General features: G+C 64.0%; 16 protein-coding genes. 11 read left to right on the top strand and 5 right to left on the bottom strand.

Translation table 11 applies throughout. The features are described 5' to 3' along the window. Positions 1–131: 131 nt before the first annotated feature. On the bottom strand, positions 132–857 hold the full coding sequence (locus tag J7573_RS13005; protein ID WP_294335390.1) for a FadR/GntR family transcriptional regulator: 726 nt from the start codon (positions 855–857) through the stop codon (positions 132–134). A 331-nt stretch (positions 858–1,188) separates the two neighbouring features. On the opposite strand from J7573_RS13005, the gene J7573_RS13010 reads away from it, so the two are divergent. The 6 genes from J7573_RS13010 (at position 1,189) to J7573_RS13035 (ending at position 7,745) form a co-directional block, all read left to right on the top strand. Beyond that, positions 1,189–2,337 carry a branched-chain amino acid ABC transporter substrate-binding protein gene (locus tag J7573_RS13010; RefSeq protein WP_294335392.1) on the top strand — a complete coding sequence of 383 codons (1,149 nt, stop codon included), beginning with the start codon at positions 1,189–1,191 and terminating at the stop codon, positions 2,335–2,337. A 131-nt stretch (positions 2,338–2,468) separates the two neighbouring features. Next, on the top strand, positions 2,469–3,407 hold the full coding sequence (locus J7573_RS13015) for a branched-chain amino acid ABC transporter permease (RefSeq protein ID WP_294335394.1): 939 nt from the start codon (positions 2,469–2,471) through the stop codon (positions 3,405–3,407). A 10-nt stretch (positions 3,408–3,417) separates the two neighbouring features. Continuing rightward, on the top strand, positions 3,418–4,665 hold the full coding sequence (locus J7573_RS13020; RefSeq protein ID WP_294335396.1) for an ABC transporter ATP-binding protein: 1,248 nt from the start codon (positions 3,418–3,420) through the stop codon (positions 4,663–4,665). Further along, a complete protein-coding gene (locus tag J7573_RS13025; protein ID WP_294335398.1) occupies positions 4,662–5,435 on the top strand; it encodes an ABC transporter ATP-binding protein in 774 nt (257 codons plus the stop codon). Before J7573_RS13020 ends, J7573_RS13025 begins: the two co-directional genes overlap by 4 nt. Further along, positions 5,432–6,148, top strand: coding sequence for an ABC transporter ATP-binding protein (locus tag J7573_RS13030; protein ID WP_294335399.1), 717 nt, complete (start codon positions 5,432–5,434; stop codon positions 6,146–6,148). Before J7573_RS13025 ends, J7573_RS13030 begins: the two co-directional genes overlap by 4 nt. A 193-nt stretch (positions 6,149–6,341) precedes the next feature. Then, positions 6,342–7,745, top strand: coding sequence for an amino acid permease (locus J7573_RS13035; protein ID WP_294335401.1), 1,404 nt, complete (start codon positions 6,342–6,344; stop codon positions 7,743–7,745). On the opposite strand, the gene J7573_RS13040 is transcribed toward J7573_RS13035, so the two are convergent. The 3 genes from J7573_RS13040 to J7573_RS13050 form a co-directional block, all read right to left on the bottom strand. Next, positions 7,701–8,036: a DUF202 domain-containing protein gene (locus J7573_RS13040; protein WP_294335403.1), complete on the bottom strand. Its 336-nt coding sequence runs from the start codon at positions 8,034–8,036 to the stop codon at positions 7,701–7,703. The genes J7573_RS13035 and J7573_RS13040 overlap by 45 nt on opposite strands. Further along, on the bottom strand, positions 8,029–8,415 hold the full coding sequence (locus tag J7573_RS13045; protein ID WP_294335405.1) for a DUF202 domain-containing protein: 387 nt from the start codon (positions 8,413–8,415) through the stop codon (positions 8,029–8,031). Before J7573_RS13045 ends, J7573_RS13040 begins: the two co-directional genes overlap by 8 nt. Before the next feature lie 97 nt (positions 8,416–8,512). Beyond that, on the bottom strand, positions 8,513–10,225 hold the full coding sequence (locus J7573_RS13050; RefSeq protein WP_294335407.1) for an FAD-dependent oxidoreductase: 1,713 nt from the start codon (positions 10,223–10,225) through the stop codon (positions 8,513–8,515). Positions 10,226–10,410: 185 nt separating this feature from the next. On the opposite strand from J7573_RS13050, the gene J7573_RS13055 reads away from it, so the two are divergent. The 5 genes from J7573_RS13055 to J7573_RS13075 all read left to right on the top strand — a co-directional run bounded on the left by J7573_RS13055 (position 10,411) and on the right by J7573_RS13075 (position 14,366). Further along, on the top strand, positions 10,411–11,187 hold the full coding sequence (locus J7573_RS13055; protein ID WP_294335408.1) for an IclR family transcriptional regulator: 777 nt from the start codon (positions 10,411–10,413) through the stop codon (positions 11,185–11,187). Positions 11,188–11,326: 139 nt separating this feature from the next. Beyond that, a complete protein-coding gene (locus J7573_RS13060; RefSeq protein WP_294335409.1) occupies positions 11,327–12,379 on the top strand; it encodes a Gfo/Idh/MocA family oxidoreductase in 1,053 nt (350 codons plus the stop codon). A gap of 23 nt (positions 12,380–12,402) precedes the next feature. Beyond that, positions 12,403–13,218, top strand: coding sequence for a sugar phosphate isomerase/epimerase (locus J7573_RS13065; protein WP_294335411.1), 816 nt, complete (start codon positions 12,403–12,405; stop codon positions 13,216–13,218). Positions 13,219–13,416: 198 nt separating this feature from the next. Continuing rightward, positions 13,417–14,010 (top strand): GNAT family N-acetyltransferase, encoded by a 594-nt coding sequence (locus tag J7573_RS13070; RefSeq protein WP_294335412.1) that lies wholly within the window; start codon positions 13,417–13,419, stop codon positions 14,008–14,010. Continuing rightward, entirely contained in the window at positions 14,007–14,366 is a 360-nt protein-coding gene (locus tag J7573_RS13075; protein WP_294335413.1) for a cupin domain-containing protein, read from the top strand. The genes J7573_RS13070 and J7573_RS13075 overlap by 4 nt, the downstream gene beginning before the upstream one ends. A 534-nt stretch (positions 14,367–14,900) precedes the next feature. On the opposite strand, the gene J7573_RS13080 is transcribed toward J7573_RS13075, so the two are convergent. Then, on the bottom strand, positions 14,901–15,212 hold the full coding sequence (locus tag J7573_RS13080; protein WP_294335414.1) for a cupin: 312 nt from the start codon (positions 15,210–15,212) through the stop codon (positions 14,901–14,903). Positions 15,213–15,599 lie beyond the last annotated feature (387 nt).

Here is a 15,599-nt window from a genome sequence, read left to right on the forward strand (position 1 = left end):
GGCCTGAGTGATAGCCTGCAGCGGCCTCTTCGCGGCTAAAGCCGCTCCCACAGGAATTTCACCAGGCTTGAAAGTGGTGCAGTTCCTGTGGGAGCGGCTTTAGCCGCGAAGAGGCCGCTGCAGGCTATCACTCAGGCCTTGCTGTCGAGCAGTCGCTGATAGCGCGACAGGCTCTCTTCGAGGTGCTTGCGCAGCGCCGTGCGCGCACTGCCCACATCGCCCATGCTGATCGCCGACAGGATCGCCCCATGCTCGCGGCCGATCTTCTTGATATGGGCCTGGCGGTTCTTGCCGGTGACCTGGCCATGCTTGAGGTTCAGGTCGAGGATGATGTCCGGCCCCAGCGCTTCAAGCAGTTGGGTGAAGTGCGGGTTGTTGGTGGCGCGGGCGATCGCCAGGTGGAACTCGAAGTCGGCGCGGGCTTCTTCTTCCTGGCTGGCACCGTCGAGCGAGTTGAAGCGGTCGAACGCCTCGGTGATCGCCGCCATGCTGGCCGGGCTGCGGCGCTCGGCGGCGCGGGCCACCGACTCGGTCTCGATCCCCAGGCGCAGTTCAAGGATCTGCGCTGCGGCACGCACGTCGTCGACCACGCTGTCGATGGCGAAGCCGATGCGCTTGACGTCCTGCTCGACCACGAATACGCCGACGCCCTGGCGGGCGATCAGGCGCCCGCCCAGGCGCAGCGACGCCACCGCCTCGCGGATCACCGGCCGGCTGACGTTGAACTCCTTGCACAGCTCCTGCTCGGACGGCAGCTTGTCGCCCGGGCCGTAGGTGCCGTTGTCGATCCGGCCGGACAGCTCCTGGATCACGGTTTCCGCCAGATTGGCGCGGCGCGTGCCTAACGACGCATTCATAGAAGTGTTGCTCCTGAAACTGGTTGGCTCATCACGGTTGTTCTCCGGCAGGTTGCGCGCAGCCCGAAAGCCCATGCGGCGGGATCCGTAGCCAACCAGCGGTGATGTTGTCGGCATATGTTATCAAACATCTTACCGGGTGGCAGGGAGACCCCTTTTCTGTCGACGACCTCGCAGGTCGGCGGAACATTTTTTTACCGACTCCCGTAGCATACACCCATTGACAGTTGCCTGCTGACTGTTATCTTACAAGTGCGATGGCGTTCCTGCCAATTCGCAGGCGGTAAGCACAGTGTTTCGAGGTTCGTCCAACTACGACTGGGAGCTGAGCATGAATAAGAATAACGGCGGGCGTACAGCCCTCGCCACCGCAGTAACCTTGCTGATGGCCATGGGGACGGCAAACGCAGCAGACAGTGAAGTGGTCAGGATCGGCTTCGCCGGCCCCTTGACCGGGCCTTCGGCGCACCAGGGACAGGACGTCGAGCATGGCATCCAGATTGCCGTGGAGGAGGCCAACCAGCAGCAGCTGAAGATTGGCGACAAGGTCGCGCAATTCAAGCTGGTCTCCGAAGACGACGTCGCCGACCCGCGCACCGGCACCGCCGTCGCGCAACGCCTGGTGGACTCGAAAGTGGCCGTGGTGATCGGCCACTACAACTCCGGCACCAGCATCCCCGCCTCGAAGATCTACGCCGCGGCCGGCATTCCGCAGATCTCGCCCTCGGCCACCAACCCCACCTTGACCCAGCAGGGCATCCCCTCGGTGTTCCGCACCGTCAACGACGATGCCACCCTGGGCCGCTACGCCGGCAACTACCTGGTCAACCAGCTCAAGGCCCAGCGCATCGCCATCTTCGATGACCGCACCGCCTATGGCCAGGGCCTGGCCGATGAGGTGACCCGGGCGGTCAAGGCGGCGGGCGGCAACGTGGTGGTGCGCGAGTACACCAACGACAAGTCCACCGACTTCAACGCCATCCTCACCACGGCCAAGGCGCAGAAGGCCGATGCGGTGTTCTTCGCCGCCCTCGACTACCAGGCTGCGCCCATGGCCAAGCAGATGAAGAACCTGGGCCTGAAGGCGCGCTTCATGAATATCGGCAACCTGCCCAACGACTCGTTCCGGCAGATGGCCGGCAGCGCTGCCGAGGGCACCTACGCCTGGAACTACGGCACGCCGCTGCTCGACATGCCCAAGGGCGCAGCCTTCGAGCAGAAGCTCAAGGACAAGTTCGGCGTGGGTGTGGTGCAGTCTTCGCCCGCCGCCTACGACGCGACCTGGGCCGCGATCAATGCCATGGTCAAGGCCGGCTCGGATGACCCCAAGGTCTACCTGCCGGTGCTCAAGAGCCAGAGCTATGAGGGCGTCACCGGCACCATTGCCTTTGACGACAAGGGCAACCTGAAAAACCCAGCCGCCACCGTGTTCCAGTTTGCCGACGGCGGCTGGAAGACCCTGTCGGTCGAGCGCGACTGAGCGTCACCCCCCATAACAAGCAGGCGCAGCCTGCGACATAACAACAAGACTTTTCCCACCTGCCAGGCCTGTCGGCGCATGGCGCTGAGCCGCCGTGCGCCGACGACAACGCAGTTTCGAGGATTCAGCTCGTGGACGGTAACTTCGATATCTTGTTGCAACAGGTCCTCAACGGCCTGGTGCTGGGCAGCATCTACGCCCTGGTAGCCCTGGGCTACACCATGGTCTACGGCATCATCGGCCTGATCAACTTCGCCCACGGCGAGGTGGTGATGGTCGGCGCCATGGTCACCATTTCGGTACTCACCATGCTGGCCGGTGCCGGCTTCGCGCCGGGCATTCTCACCTTGCTGCTGGCGATCATGGCGGCTGCGGTGGTCTGCATGCTGCTGGCCCAGGGCATGGAGAAGTACGCCTACCGGCCGCTGCGCAAGGCACCGCGGCTGACCCCGCTGATCCTTGCCATCGGCATCTCCATCGCCCTGCAGAACCTGGCGATGATGATCTGGGGGCGCGGCTACAAGACCTTCCCCGAAGTGGTCGAGGTGCAGCCGGTCGAGGTGTTCGGCGCGACCCTGACCAATGTGCAGGTGTCGATCATGCTGATCGCCGTGGTGATCATGTTCGGCCTCTGGCTGCTGGTCGACAAGACCCGCCTGGGCAAGGCCATGCGCGCCACCGCGCAGAACCAGGAAGTGGCCGGGCTGATGGGCATCAACATCAACCGGGTGATCTCCGTGACCTTCCTCATCGGCGCCAGCCTGGGTGCAGTCGCCGGGGTGATGCGCGCCATCAACTACGGCCAGGCCGACGCCTACATGGGCCTGCTACTGGGCCTCAAGGCCTTCTCGGCAGCGGTGCTCGGCGGCATCGGCAACCTGTTCGGGGCCATGGCCGGTGGCTTGCTGCTGGGGCTGATCGAGTCGTTGGCGGCCGGCTACACCGGGCAGCTCACCGGGGGCTTTCTCGGTGCCAACTACCAGGACATCTTCGCCTTTGCCGTGCTGATCCTGGTGCTCCTGTTCCGGCCTAACGGCCTGCTTGGCGAACGCCAGGCCGACCGGGCGTGAGGACGTTGCCATGAAAAACCTCAAGAGCCAGTACCTGCTGTTGCTGCTCGGCTTCATCGCCTTGCCGTTCCTGGTCGATGCCATCCCGATGCTCGGCCCGACCTGGGTCCGCATCCTCGGTTTCGCCATGCTCTACGTGCTGTTGGCGCTGGGCCTGAACATCGTCATCGGTTATGCCGGCCTGCTCGACATGGGCTATATCGGCTTCTACGCCATCGGCGCCTACCTGTACGCCTTGCTGGCCTCACCGCACCTGAACCTGGCCGGCTTGGCCGGCGGCGTGATGGACTGGCCATTGTGGCTGATCATCCCGCTGGCCGCGGTGGCCGCAGCGATCTGCGGGGTGCTGATCGGTGCGCCGGTGCTCAAGCTGCGTGGCGACTACCTGGCCATCGTCACCCTCGGCTTCGGCGAGATCATCCGCATCTTCATGAACAACCTCGACCAGCCGGTGAACCTCACCAACGGCCCCCAGGGCATCAGCAACATCGCCCCGCTGCATGTGGATGGCGGGCCCTGGATGCATGCGGTGGGTGAGGGTTTTGCGCCGCTACTGTCGCTGCAGCAGGGCTGGAGCCTGTTCGGCCTGCAGGTGTCGCCGGTAATCAACTACTACCTGTTCTTTCTGGCCATCGTGGTCCTCTGCATCGTTTTGTCCAAGCGCCTTGAAGTGTCGCGCATCGGCCGCGCCTGGATGGCCCTGCGCGAAGACGAAGTGGCCGCCGAAGCCATGGGCCTGAACAAGCGCAACCTGAAACTGCTGGCCTTTGCCATGGGGGCGACCTTTGGCGGTGTCTCGGGCGTGCTGTTTTCCAGCTACCAGGGCTTCGTCAGCCCCGAGTCGTTCACCCTGATGGAGTCGATCATGGTCCTGGCCATGGTGGTACTCGGCGGCATGGGCTCGATCCGTGGCGTGGTGCTGGGGGCGCTGATCCTGTCGGTGATGCCCGAGCTGTTCCGCGACCTGGTCAACTGGGTGCAGCCATGGGTGATGGACAACGTCACCTTCGTCAGCCGCGACATCCTGCGCAACGTGCTGGATGCCTCGACCCTGCGCATGCTGGTGTTCGGCCTGGCGCTGATCCTGGTGATGCGTTTTCGCCCCGAGGGCCTGTGGCCGTCCGACCGCCGCCGCGCCGAGCTGCACGATGCCGACCCGGAGGCCGAGCCCATGGCCGCGGCACTTAGCACCGCCGTGCATGCGCCGGCCAGCGAGGCCTCCATCGAACTCCCGATCAAACAGGCGGACAAGGCATGAGCGAAATCCTTCTTGAGCTGCATCAGGTCAGCAAGTTCTTCGGCGGCCTGCAGGCCCTGCACAACATCGACCTGAGCATTCGCCGTGGTGAGATCCGCGGCCTGCTGGGCCCCAACGGCGCCGGCAAGACCACCTTGTTCAACGTGCTCACCGGCTTGTACCGGGCCGAGCAGGGGCGGGTGATGTTCGATGGCCAGCCGCTGCGCATCAGCAAGCCGCACAAGGTGGTGGAGGCCGGTATTTCCCGCACCTTCCAGAACATCCGCCTGTTCCACAACATGACCGCGCTGGAGAACGTGATGATCGGCCGCCATGTGCGTACCCGCAGCGGCGTGTTCGGCGCCATCCTGCGGACCCCGGCCTGCGTGCGCGAGGAGCGCGAAATCCGCCAGGCGGCGCGGTACTGGCTGAATTATGTCGGGGTTGCCCACCTCGCTGGTGAGCTGGCCAAGAACCTGTCGTACGGTGACCAGCGTCGCCTGGAAATTGCCCGCGCGCTGGCCACCGAACCCAAGCTGATCGCGCTCGACGAGCCGGCCGCAGGCATGAACGCGGCGGAAACCGAAGGCCTGCGCCAGCTCATGTGCAAGATGCAGGCGGACGGCAAGACGGTGCTGCTGATCGAGCACGATGTGAAGCTGGTGATGGGTTTGTGCGATCACATCACCGTGCTGGAATTCGGCCGCAAGATCGCCGACGGCCTGCCGGCCGATGTGCGCAAGGACCCACGGGTGATCGAGGCTTACCTCGGCGCGGAGGCAGTGGCATGAAGACCCTTCTGCAAGTGAATCAACTCAAGGTGTCCTACGGCGCCATCCAGGCGATCAAGGGTATCGACCTGAACGTCGGCGAGGGTGAAATGGTGGCGCTGATCGGTGCCAACGGCGCGGGCAAGACCACCACCCTCAAGACCCTGGCCGGGCTGCTCAAGCCCAGCGCCGGGCAGATCACCTTCGATGGCAAGGCGCACGCGGCGATCAAGGGCCATGACCTGATTCGCGAAGGCCTGGCCCTGGTGCCGGAAGGGCGGGGCATTTTCCCCAAGCTGACGGTGCACGAGAACCTTGAGATGGGCGCGTTTTCCCGGTGCGATGGCAAGGACGCGATCGGCGCCGATATCGAGCGCATGTACGGCATTTTCCCGCGTCTCAAGGAGCGCGCCTTCCAGTTGGCCGGGACGATGTCTGGCGGCGAGCAACAGATGCTGGCGATTTCCCGGGCGCTGATGGGGCGGCCCAAGCTGCTGCTGCTCGACGAGCCGTCGATGGGGCTGGCCCCGATCATCGTGCAGAAGATCTTCGAGACCATCGTCGAGGTGGTCAGGGGCGGGGTGACGCTGCTGTTGGTGGAGCAGAACGCGCGGCTGGCCTTGCAGACCTGCGACCGCGCCTATGTGATCGATGGCGGGCGGATCAGCCTGGAAGGCTGTGCGAAAACCTTGCTGCACGATGACCAGGTGAAGAAGGCCTACCTCGGCGATTGACCCATGCCCCGGTGTCTGGCCGGGGGCTCTGATAAAAGACAAGAAGACTTGCACATGCTGCACCGGCCTCTTCGCGGGCACGCCCGCTCCCACAGGATAACCACAGGCCTCAGTTCAACGGGGTACTTGTGGGAGCGGGCGTGCCCGCGAAGAGGCCGGTGAGTCTGACCCAAGTCTCTCGAAGGCTCAAACGATGTCGCTGCAACCGAACAAGCAAGCTGCACTGCAACACGGCCTGACCTCACGCCAGGTCTCCATGATCTCCATCGCTGGCATCATCGGTGCCGGGCTGTTCATCGGCTCGTCCAAGGCCATCGCCTCGGCCGGCCCGGCGATCCTCATCTCCTACGCAATGACCGGGCTGCTGGTGCTGCTGGTCATGCGCATGCTCGGCGAAATGGCCGTGGCCAACCCCAACAGCGGTTCGTTCTCCACCTACGCCGCCGAAGCCATCGGGCCGTGGGCGGGTTTTACCATCGGCTGGCTGTACTGGTGGTTCTGGGTGCTGATCATTCCGGTCGAAGCCATTGCCGGGGCAGAAATCCTGCATGCCTGGATCCCGGCGGTGCCGTCCTGGGCATTCGCTTTCGTGATCATGGCCGTGCTGGCGGCGAGCAACCTGGTCAGTGTGAAGCACTTCGGTGAATTCGAGTTCTGGTTCGCCCTGGTCAAGGTGATCGCCATCCTGGCCTTTATCGTCATCGGTGGCATGGCGGTGTTCGGCGCCTGGCCACGGGCCGAGGTCTCCGGGGTGGCCCAGCTGTGGGCCAACGGCGGCTTCGTGCCCAATGGCTGGGGCGCAGTGCTGGGCGGCGTGCTGATCACCATCTTCTCGTTCTTTGGCGCCGAGATCGTCACCATCGCCGCCGACGAAACCGCCAACCCCCAGGCGAAGATCCGCCGCGCCACCAACCTGGTGGTGTACCGCATCGCCATCTTCTACCTGGCGTCCATTTTCCTCGTGGTAGCGCTGGTGCCATGGAACGACCCGCAGTTGCTGGCGGTCGGCTCGTTCCAGCGGGTATTGGAGGTGCTTGACGTGCCGGGCGCCAAGCTGGTGGTCGATGGCGTGGTGCTGGTGGCGGTCACCAGCTGCATGAACTCGGGCCTGTATACGGCATCGCGCATGCTGCATTCGCTGGGTGCACGGGGTGAAGCGCTGGCCATTACCGGCAAGGTCAGCGGTAATGGTGTGCCGGTGGTGGCGGTGCTGATGTCGACGTTGGCGGGGTTTGCCGGTTGCCTGGTCAACTATGTGTTCCCGGGCAAGGTCTTCGACTTCCTGCTGTCTACCACGGGCGCGATTGCCTTGATCGTGTACCTGGTGATTGCCATTTCGCAGCTGCGCTTGCGTGCTCGCGCCGAGCGCGAGGGTCAACGCCTGGAGCTGAAGATGTGGTTGTTCCCCTGGCTGACCTGGCTGGTGATCGGCGCCATCGCCCTGGTGCTGGGCTACATGCTGTTCAGCGATGCCTACCGTTACGAAGTGCTGATGACCGCCGGGGTGACGCTGTTCATCCTGCTGGTGTGCGTGAGCCGCCGCTGGCTGGGTTCAGGCCGCATACAGCGCGATGGCCGCCAGTTCGATTACACATAACACGGTGACGCCAAGGGCAAGCAGCAGGTGTTCGGTGACACCGGACACCACGCCCTCGTCGTGCAGGCCGCGCACCAGGTGGTGATAACGCCGCCTCAGGCGCAGCCAGGTGGCGCCGGCCAGTAGCAGGCAGAGCACTGCGGGCAGCGCCGCAAACCAATGGTGGTGGGGCACCCAGCGCAAGTACATGCAACAGCACACGACCAGCGCCAGAATGGTCCGTCGCCATGCCAGCAAGGTGCGCTCCGGCTGCAGGCCGTCATCGGCGTGGGCCAGTTGCGGGTCAGGCATGGAAGAACACCGCATAGGCAAAGAACACCATCACCAGCGACACGCCAATCGACAGCGCCGGGGCGATCAGCGGGAACGGCAGCGGGCGCTTCTGGCGCATGGCCCGTTCCACATTGAGCCAACGGACGAAGGCTGGCAGGCTCAGCAGCAGCGCCAGGCTGATCAACGCCAGCGCCAGCAGGCGGCGGGTGCCGGCGCTGAAGATCTCGGCGGTGAACATGTCCACGGCGATGCCGCTGGCCAGCAGCGCTAGCGCGGTCCTGATCCAGGCCAGGAAGGTGCGCTCGTTGGCCAGGGTGAAGCGTGGGTCCGGCTCCTGGCCGTCGGCGAGGAGTTTGCTGGCCAGCCAGCCGCGTGAGGGCTCGGTGTTCTTGTTCAAGGGCAGTCGTCCTCCTCGGGTAAGGTCGGTGGGCAGTCGGCTGGCTCAGTGTGAGTGGCAAACCCTGCCAATGTCCATGGTTCGCCACTCACTGGCGCTATTCGTACTCCGTTACGCCGCAGATATGCCGCCCGGCGACATAGCCGAAGGTCAGCGCCGGCCCGAGGTTGATGCCGCCGGACGGGTACCAGCCGCCAAACACGCTGGCCATGTCGGTGCCGGCCGCGTACAGGCCGCTGATCGGCTGGCCGGCGTCGTTCAGCACCCGGGCGTGGCCGTCGGTGCGCAGGCCGGCGAAGGTGCCGAAGCAGCCGGGTTGCACCTTCACCGCATAGAACGGCCCCTGCTCGATGGGCGCCACGCAGGGGTTCGGCCCCTTGTGCAGCGGGTCGCCCTGTTTGCGGTTGAACGGTGTCGAGCCACGGCCGAAGGCCGGGTCCTGGCCTTGGCGTGCAGGCTGGTTGAATTCAGCGACCGTGGCGCTCAGCCCGGCGGGGTCGATGCCGCACACCTGGGCCAGTTGTTCCAGGGTGGCCCCGCGTTTCAGGTAGCCGCTGCGCAGGTGCGGCCCCACCGGCAGGGGCGCCGGGCGCGCATGGCCGAGGCCGAAGCGGCGCAGGAAGCGGTGGTCGCAGATCAGCCAGGAACAGACTTCCTCGCCCTCCGGTACGGCGGCGACCATGGCGGACACATAGTCGTAATAGCCGTGCGCCTCGTTGACGAAGCGCTTGCCGCTGGCGAGCACGCCGATGATGCCCGGCTTGCCGCGCTCGATGATGTGCGGGAAGTGGCCGACGCTGCCGTCGCGGTGCGGCACCTTGGACACCGGCGCCCAGGCCACCGGCGACTTCAGGTCAGTGGCCACCACGCCACCGGCCGATTCGCCCAGGCGCAGGCCGTCGCCGGAGCAGGACGGCGGGGGCAGGGCGAGGTTGTCGTGACCGCTGTTATCACGCGGGAACAGTTGCCGACGCCGTTCTGGGTCATTGGGGAAGCCGCCTGCGGCCAGCACTACCGCCCGGGCGCGGATCGCCCGTTCGCCTTGCGCGGTTGCCACCATAGCCCCCAGCACCTTGCCGTCTTCCATCAGCAGGCCTTTGGCTGCGGTCGACTCGAACATCCGCACGCCCAGGTCATCCGCCGACTTCGCCAGCCGTGCCACCAGCGCCACCCCGTTGACCAGGTGCATCGCCCTGCCATGGCGGGCCAGGTGGTAGAGGTGACGGGTAAAGCGTTTGCACACATGCAGCAAGGCGCGTGGCGAGCGGGTCATGTTGAGGAAGGCGGCCAGGTCGGCGCCGGCCATGATCGGCATGCCCATGAACGAGGTTTCGCGCATCGTCTTGCGCAGGCGCGGCAGCAGCGCGCCCAGTTGACGGGCATCGTATGGGGCGGCAATCACCTGGTGGCCGCCGAGGGCGGCGCCGGGTGTGTCGCCGTGCATGTCAGGGATGGCGTTGCCGTCGGCGAACTGCAGGGCCGTGTGTTGCTCGAAAAAGGCAACCATGTGCGGGCAGGCTTCGAGGAAGGCATCGACACGCTCGGCGTTGTAATGGCTGCCCAGTTCGTTGCGCAAGTAGGTGCGCGGCTGGTCGATGTCCTCGACGATGCCGGCGCGCCGGGCCAGCGGATTGCGTGGCACCCAGGCCCAGCCACCGGACCAGGCGGTGGCGCCGCCGAGCACCGGGTCTTTCTCTACCAGGATGACCTGCTGCCCGTGCCAGGCGGCCGTGACCGCCGCTGCCAGGCCGGCCGCGCCGGAGCCGATGACCAGTACGTCGCAGTCGCTTGGGAGGGGTTCGGCGGGCATTGCGGTATCTCCTGCATTATTATTGGAACTTGATTCCACAATAATCATTTCTAGCGGATGGCACTGCAAGGCCGAGGGCCAATTTCTGGTCGATAACCGGACACTTCAACGCGTGCAGGCTGCGGTGGCTATCGACGGCATGGAATCATCTTCTAGAATTCGGCAAATTTTCAGGGATACGTGTCATGGCTGGTAGTCAGATCGAACGCGCCTTCAGTCTTGTTGAAAGCCTCACCGGCGAGCCGCACGGCTTGCCGCTGCAAACCCTGGCCGAGCGCCTGGACATTCCCAAGAGCGCCGCCCACCGCATGCTCACCGAACTGGTACGCCTGGGCTACGTGCGGCAGAACCGCGACAACAGCCGTTACCAGCTGTCGGCCAAACTGGTGGCGATGGGCTTTCGCTACCTGTCCAGCAGCGGTGCCGACATCATTCAGCCGATCCTCGACCGCCTGGCCCAGGACAGTGGCGAACTGGTGCGCCTGGGCGTGATCGAAGGCCACCGCCAGACCTGGATCGCCAAGTCCCAGGGCGCCCGTTCCGGGTTGCGCTACGACCCCGACATGGGGCGTGACGCGCCGCTGTTCTACACCGCCTCCGGGCATGCCTGGCTGGCCAGCCTGAGCGACGACGAAGCGCTGCAGATGGTGTTGCGCCAGGGCATTGCCGACCCGGCCCAGTTCGGCCCCAATGCGCCGCGTTCGACCGATGAGCTACTGGCCTACCTGCACCGCGCCCGCGAGCGCGGCTATGCCTGGGTCGAGCAGACGTCGGCCATCGGCACGTCAGCCCTGGCCGCCGTGGTGCGGCGCCCGCAAAGCGACGAGGTGATCGGCGTGCTCAGCGTTGCCGGGCCCAGCGCCCGCCTGGCGCACACCCGCCTGGCCGAGCTGGCGCCGCTGCTGCTGGCGGCGGCAGAAGAGCTGTCGGCGGCCAGCCGGGCCAGCGAATTGTTTGCCTGATGGGCGTTTCTGGTCGGTAATCGCACAGTCTGTGGGGTGGGGCGTTCTGAAAAGCTGAACTTGGTTCTACATTGTTCAGTGTCGATTCTGGAACTGGATTTCACAATCGGCACCACAATAACGACAAGAGGACAGTGCGTTGAACTCACCCCTACGAATCGCCCTGATCGGCGCCGGCATCATGGGCCGCCAGCATTACCAGCACCTGCGCCGGCTGCCGCAAGCCCAGCTGTGCGCCGTGGCAGACCCTGGCCCACAGGCCGAGGCGTTTGCTGCCGAATGCGGGGTTGCCTGCTTCGCCGATCACCGGCAGATGCTCGAACAGGCCCGGCCCGATGCGGTGATCGTCGCCAATCCCAACAACCTGCACGTGGCCACTGCACTGGATTGCGTCGAGGCCGGTGTGCCGGTGCTGGTGGAAAAGCCGGTGGGCGTGCACCTCGATGAAGTGCGTGCGCTGGTCGAGGCTTCGCGCCGCCGTGGCGTGCCAGTGCTGGTCGGCCATCATCGGCGGCACAACCCGCTGATCGCCAAGGCCCATCAGGTCATCAGCCAGGGCAAGCTGGGCCGGCTGATCAACGTCACCGCGCTTTGGCAGCTGCAAAAGCCCGACAGCTACTTCGAGACGCCCTGGCGCCGCGAGCCGGGGGCGGGCTTTCTGCTCACCAACCTGATCCACGACCTCGACCTGCTGCGCCACCTGTGTGGCGAGGTGGTGCAGGTGCAGGCCTTCACCCGCAACGACGTGCGCGGCTTCGCCAACGAAGACAGCGCGGCGGTGCTGCTGCAGTTCGCCAACGGCGCGCTGGGCAGCCTGACCGGGTCCGACGCGGTCGCCGCACCGTGGAGCTGGGAGCTTGATTCCGGTGAAAGCCCGATCTACCCACGCCAGGACGGTCAGCCCTGCTACCTGCTGGCCGGCACCCAGGGGGCGCTGAGCATTCCGCAGCTCAAGCGCTGGCATTACGCCGAGGCCGGTTCCGGCTGGCACACGCCGTTGCTGCAGAGCGAGGAAGCCATCCCCGCAGGCGAGGCGCTGACCTTGCAGTTGCAGCACTTCATTCGCGTGGTCCAGGGCACTGAGGCGCCGCTGATCGATGCCGCCGACGGTGGCCGCACCCTGGCCCTGATCGAAGCGATCCGCCAGGCCGCCGAAACGGGTCGGGCCTGTGCGCCAGAACTGATCGCCTGATTTCTCATTCTTAGGTAAATGACATGACCGACCGAATCTTTTCCCTCGCCGCCTTGACGGTGCTCGAACTGTCCCCGCCAGACATGGTGGAAGCCGCCGCCCGCGCCGGTTACAGCCATGTGGGCCTGCGCCTGGTGCCAGCCACCGAGCAGGAGCAGCACTTCCCGCTGGTGGCTGACGCTGACTTGCGTCGGCAGACCCAGGCCCGCCTGCGCGATACCGGCATCCGGGTGCTCGACCTGGAGATCCTCCGGCTCAAGGCCGACACTCGCGTGGCCGATTTCGAACCGATCCTGGCAGTCGGCGCCGAGCTGGGCGGCACCGAGCTGCTGGTGGCCGGCAACGACTCGGATGAAGCGCGCCTGACTGTGCACTTTGCCGAGCTGTGCGACCTGGCCGCTGGCTATGGCATCCACCCGCACCTGGAGTTCATGCCCTGGACCGACGTGCGCGACCTGCGCCAGGCCATGCGTGTGGTGGCCAACGCCGACCGGGCCAATGGTTGCGTGCTGGTCGATGCCTTCCACTTCAACCGCTCGCGCTCCTCGCTGGACGATCTGGCGCAATTGCCGGCGCAGTGCATGCGCTACGCCCAGCTGTGCGACGTCGCAGGCCCGGTGCCCGCTGACATGGACGAGATCCTGCGCCAGGCGCGCAACGAACGGCGCTTCCCGGGGGAGGGCGATGCCGACCTGGTGGGGTTATTGCGAGGGTTGCCGGCCACTGTGCCGTTGAGCCTGGAGATTCCCACCCGGCAGCTGATGGAACAGGGCATCAGCGGTGAGCAGCGTGCACGCATGGCACTGGAGAAGGCCAAGGCCGTACTGGCCAGCGTCTGATCTCATGGCACGGGCTACGCCTGTGAGAGCCGGTAAGCCGGCCCTCACAGGACTATCTCGAGCATAAGGCAACGTCGCACCCCGTGCTGACGGTGTCGCCCAGAGCATGATGGCAACCATTCAACCCGGCTACCCTGCCACCCTGTCAAAGGAGTAATCCTCGCAAACCAACCATCTGATCCCATGGAAGTACTGTACATGCCTATCGTCTTCAGACCCGCTCAAGCGTCAGACGCGCACGATATTGCGCGCTTCTTTCAACTGACATCGGAGGGCATGGCCGATTACATCTGGAGCAAGCTAGCCGCACCTGGCGAAACATTGCTGAGTGTCGGTGCGTCTCGCTATGCCAGGGAGCAGGGCGACTTTTCCTACAAGAACTGCCTGATGGCCACTTTCGAAGGGCGCGTCATCGGCATGATGCATAGCTATGCCTTGCGCGAGACCCTTGACAGGCCCATCGAGACAGACCCGGTCCTCGCGCCTTATTCCGACATGGAAATACCCGACACCTTGTACATATCCAGCCTGGCTCTGGATGAGGCCTGGCGCAGCCAAGGGCTGGGCGTCCAGTTTCTTCGCCACGCCCAGCAGCGTGCCGAGGACGCTGGCCTGGATGGGCTATGCCTGATCGATTATGCCGAGAACCACGGTGCGCGCCGGTTCTACGAACGCCATGGTTTTCAGATTGTTAAAACCTGCCAGATCGTTCCGCATCCGATGCTGGGCGTAACCGGTGAAGCCTATTTGATGTATCGCCCTAGCCACAACGTGCTCGAGAAAAGACCATGAACAAGCAACTGACTGTGTTCCGCGAACTGGATATCCAACCGGTGCGCGACCTTCCCTTCTTTGAAGAGGTCGTGGAAGGCGACCCTCATACGCTGACGTCCAAGTACTATCACGATGAACAGCAAGGTCGGATTTCCGGAGAATGGGAAGCCAGCACCGGGGCGTGGCGCATCGACTACAAAGTCTGGGAGTTCTGCCATGTCCTGAGTGGATGCTGCGTCATCGAGCTTGAGGGTTGCGCCCCGGTCACACTGGCCGCTGGCGACACGTTCATCATCGAACCGGGCGCCAAGGGCAAATGGACCGTGCTGGAAGACATGAAAAAGAACTTTGTGATCCTCTTGCCCGCGAACTAGAGGCGGGGTCGCGTTTCATCCAGCGCAACGCAAGGACAGTTTGCATGCTTATCCGCTGGCGGTGCTCGAATGTTCCGTTGCGCCTGACAGCTACCTTGTGGGAGCGGGTTCACCCGCGAACACCGGCACAGCCGGTGCATTTCGCGGGTCGGGATCGAGCATTGCGCAGCCCACCGGAGGGTTCGGCAGGCGCGCCGGCAGGGCACGCCTACCATGGGCTAGCGCTTGGCTCATGAATGCCTTGTCGCTGTCGTCGAACTTGAGTTTCCACCAAGCTAGAAAGCACACAGAGTGGTAGTTCGAGAAGAGTCCACCGGACGATTTCTGACCGCTGATGTGATGCGGCGCTCGACTATGCACGTCGCTTCAAGGTTTACCTTCGGTCGAACGACGTTATGGAGAATTCAGCCCATCTAGAACGGAGCTAATCAGATTGTGTGAAAGCACACTGACAGTTCTAGACGACACGCCCCGACTTGTTCGGGGCGTTTTTTGTGCTGAGAAGGCCCTTCATCAGCTATGAAGCCGCTGAGGTCATACGCTACCTTCGCTTTCGATCACCAAAACTCGCGCCTCTCCTATCGGGTGAGCTACATGCTCTGTGCCCACTGATGCGTAAAATACGTCGCCGGTTTCCAGAATCTCTGCATGCTCAACACCATTTTCCTTGAAGAGCATTCGCACTTGTCCGTCAAGCACTGCGAATACTTCTTGCCCATCGTTCACATGCCAAACATAGGGTTGGTCGGTCCAGTGCAGACGGGTCGTGATGCCGTTCATATTGGCGATATTCAATGCCGCCCAAGGGCGATCACCTTTGAACATTCTGCTGCGGATGACTTTCATCACTCATTTCCTCAAGAGGCATGTCTATTTCGCTGGGTGCCAGTGATACGAGGCGTAACTCAGCTTCCCGATTGTGCTGAGGTAGCCAAACCTCCAGAGGCACTCCGCCAACGGCAAACGTCGAGTAGTAGCCGAAACTGTACTTGGATTTATGGCTGCGATCGATAGCAGCTTACTCATTCCAGCTCTTGAATCCCTGGAATCTGCAGAGGTCATTTTTTACAGGTGCGGATGTCTGTCTTTGGCAGAAAGCGAGCCTGCGCGTGAAGGGCAGCTTTGGGTCGAAAGCTGCCGTTCGCGACAGACCGCTTTCCCAGGAATCGCGCCAGCTTTAAGAAATTGAGCAGGGCAGTTGTTCCCACAAGTACTGCACAGGTCTCGGGGTCG

Source organism: Pseudomonas sp. (assembly GCF_017744435.1).
In the GTDB taxonomy this organism is placed as follows: domain Bacteria; phylum Pseudomonadota; class Gammaproteobacteria; order Pseudomonadales; family Pseudomonadaceae; genus Aquipseudomonas.